Source organism: Micromonospora sp. M51 (assembly GCF_018070305.1).
GTDB classification, from domain to species: domain Bacteria; phylum Actinomycetota; class Actinomycetes; order Mycobacteriales; family Micromonosporaceae; genus Micromonospora; species Micromonospora parva.
Genome location: NZ_JAGPXZ010000766.1, coordinates 1 through 2,813, shown reverse-complemented (window position 1 = coordinate 2,813; position 2,813 = coordinate 1). Strand labels below are relative to the sequence as shown.

Genomic DNA, 2,813 nt, shown 5'->3' with positions numbered 1-2,813 from the left:
GCGCCCAGGCCAACGCGAGCTGCGCGAGGGACTGGCCGCGCCGCTCGGCGATCGCGCCGAGGGCACGGATGGTGGCCATCTTCTCCTCGCTGAGGTCGCTCTCGTTGAGGAAGACGCTGGTGCGCACCCGCGAGTCGGCCGGGATGCCACCCAGGTAACGGTCGGTCAGCAGGCCCTGCGCCAACGGGCTGTACGCGATGCAGCCAGCGCCGACCCGCTCCAGCGTGTCGAGCAGGCCGTCGGACTCGGTCCAGCGGTTGAGCATCGAGTACGACGGCTGGTTGATCAGCAGCGGCGTACCCAGTTCGTCCAGGATCGCGGCGGCCCGCGCGGTCTGCTCCGAGTTGTAGTTCGAGATGCCGACGTAGAGCGCCTTGCCGGAGCGGACGATCGCGTCGAGCGCCCCCATCGTCTCCTCGAGCGGAGTGTCCGGGTCGAACCGGTGCGAGTAGAAGATGTCGACGTAGTCCAGCCCCATCCGGCCCAGCGACTGGTCCAGCGACGAGATGAGGTTCTTGCGCGAGCCCCACTCGCCGTACGGGCCGGGCCACATCAGGTACCCGGCCTTGCTGGAGATGACCAGCTCGTCCCGGTACGACTTCAGGTCCGTGGCGAGCATCCGGCCGAAGTTCTCCTCCGCCGAGCCGGGCGGCGGGCCGTAGTTGTTGGCCAGGTCGAAGTGGGTGACGCCGAGGTCGAAGGCGCGGCGCACGATGTCGCGCTGCCGTTCGAACGGGCGGTCCGGGCCGAAGTTGTGCCACAGGCCGAGCGAGACGGCGGGCAGCCGCAGCCCGCTGCGTCCGCTGCGTCGGTAGGTCATGGTGTCGTAGCGGTCTTCCGCGGCGAGATAGGTCACGATCATGAGCCTAACTCCGGAGCACGGTGCCGGGGATCGGGCGTGTGAACCGGGACATCGGGGTAGTTTCGACGCCATGCGTTTCATTGCGCTCGACACCCCCAAACCGTTGTCCAAGATCGGGTTGGGCACCTGGCAGTTCGGCTCCCGGGAATGGGGATACGGCCCGGACTTCGAGCGGCAGGCGGCGCAGATCGTCCGGCGGGCCGTCGAGCTCGGCGTGACGGTCTTCGACAGCGCTGAGATCTACGGCTTCGGGCGCAGCGAACGCATCCTCGGCGCGGCCCTCGGCGACGACCGGCCGAGGGTGGTGGTGGCCAGCAAGATCCTGCCCGTGCTGCCGGTGGCCGCGGTGGTGCAGCAGCGGGCGGTCGCCTCGGCGGCCCGGCTCGGCGTCACCAGCATCGACCTCTACCAGGTGCACCAGCCCAACCCGCTCGTCGGCGACCACACCACCATGCGTGGCATGCGCGTCCTGCAGGACGTCGGGCTGGTCGGCGAGGTCGGCGTCAGCAACTACGGGCTGCGCCGCTGGCAGGTCGCCGAGGCGGCGCTCGGCCGTCGGGTGCTCACCAACCAGGTCCGCTACAGCATGCTGGACCGCGCGCCCGAACAGGACCTGCTGCCGTACGCGCGGCAGGCCGGCCGGGTGGTCATCGCGTACAGCCCGCTGGCACAGGGCTTCCTCTCCGGCCGGTACGACGCGAAGAACCCACCGACCGGGGCGGTCCGGCGGGCGAACCCGTACTTCCTCCCGGAAAACCTGGAACGCGGCGCGGCGCTGATCGACACGGTGCGTCAGGTCGCCGACGCCCATGACGCCACTCCCAGCCAGATCGCGCTGGCCTACCTGCTGCGCCACCCGAACGTGCTCGCCATCCCCGGCGCGTCCGGCGTCGAGCAGATGGAACGCAACGCCGCCGCGGCCGACATCGACCTTGCCGACGACGAGTACACGGCGCTGGCCGAGGCGGCGAAACGCTTCCGGCCGATCACCGGCCTCGCCGCGATGCCGGCGATGCTGCGCGCCCGGTTCGCCAAACCAACCGAGAAGTGAGCACAGTGGACGACATCACCGCACTGATCCTGGACGACCACGCCGCCTTCCGGCGCGGCTTCGCCCGCCTCGACGACGCCCGCGACGAGCAGGAGATGCTCGCCATCTGGGACGCCCTCGCCCTGCACCTGGACATCCACGCCGAAGCGGAGGAGGCGATTCTCTACCCGCACCTGGTCAAGCACGGCGACGACGGCGAGGACGAGACGGCCGACGCGATCGGCGACCACAACAAGATCCGCGACGCCATCGCCGAGGCGAAGCTGCACCCGGTCGGCTCGGATCAGTGGTGGGAGGCGGTCGGCACGGCCCGCCGGGAGAACAGCGAGCACCTGGCCGAGGAGGAGGACGAGGCGCTGCCCGACTTCCGCCGGCACGCCAGCACCGAACTCCGCGCCGAGCTGGGCCAACGCTGGCTGACCTTCTACGGCGAGCACAAGAACGGTCGCAACCTCCCGTTCCGCGACAAGGACCCGCAGCAGTACGTCGCCGACCACCGCTGACATCTCCCCGACGCGGGGGAGTCGCCGGGACCGGCCCCGGCCGCAGAATGGCGAGGTGACGATCCGAGCCGCGCTGGCCCCGCTGGTCGCCGGCACCACCTGGCGACGCGGCGTGTTCCTGCTGCTCGGCGGGGTGCTGGCACTGCCGTACGGGCTGCTCGCGGTGACCTTCGCCCAACTGCTCGCCGATTCGACGATCCCGCGCCCGCTGGTGTACGTCCTGCTGGTCATCGCGGTGTTGATCGCCGTGGTGCCGTTGCTGCTGGACGGCAGCCGGGCGTTGGAGATCGCCGCCGTCCGGGCGCTGCTCGGCGTCGACCTGCCCGAACCCGCGCCCGGGCACCACGGTGACCGGGAGACCCGGCTGCGGAGCGCACTCTGGATCGCCACCCACCTC

Annotated in this window: 3 protein-coding genes and 1 pseudogene; 3 read left to right on the top strand and 1 reads right to left on the bottom strand. The window is 70.6% G+C overall.

The features are described from left to right. Positions 1–862 (bottom strand): aldo/keto reductase (locus tag KBX53_RS28415; protein WP_210862634.1); only part of this gene is annotated, 862 nt, incomplete at its 3' end. A gap of 70 nt (positions 863–932) precedes the next feature. On the opposite strand from KBX53_RS28415, the gene KBX53_RS28410 reads away from it, so the two are divergent. The 3 genes and pseudogenes from KBX53_RS28410 to KBX53_RS28400 all read left to right on the top strand — a co-directional run. Next, the gene (locus tag KBX53_RS28410; protein WP_030331465.1) at positions 933–1,913 is read left to right on the top strand and encodes an aldo/keto reductase; all 981 of its coding nucleotides are present in this window, start codon (positions 933–935) and stop codon (positions 1,911–1,913) included. Continuing rightward, entirely contained in the window at positions 1,910–2,416 is a 507-nt protein-coding gene (locus KBX53_RS28405; RefSeq protein ID WP_112582361.1) for a hemerythrin domain-containing protein, read from the top strand. Before KBX53_RS28410 ends, KBX53_RS28405 begins: the two co-directional genes overlap by 4 nt. Before the next feature lie 55 nt (positions 2,417–2,471). Then, a pseudogene (locus tag KBX53_RS28400) lies at positions 2,472–2,813 on the top strand (two-component sensor histidine kinase); the annotation flags it as partial.

Excerpts from the sequence above, each read along its gene's own strand:
- KBX53_RS28410 (WP_030331465.1), top strand. The coding sequence starts at position 933 with ATGCGTTTCATTGCGCTCGACACCCCCAAACCGTTGTCCAAGATCGGG.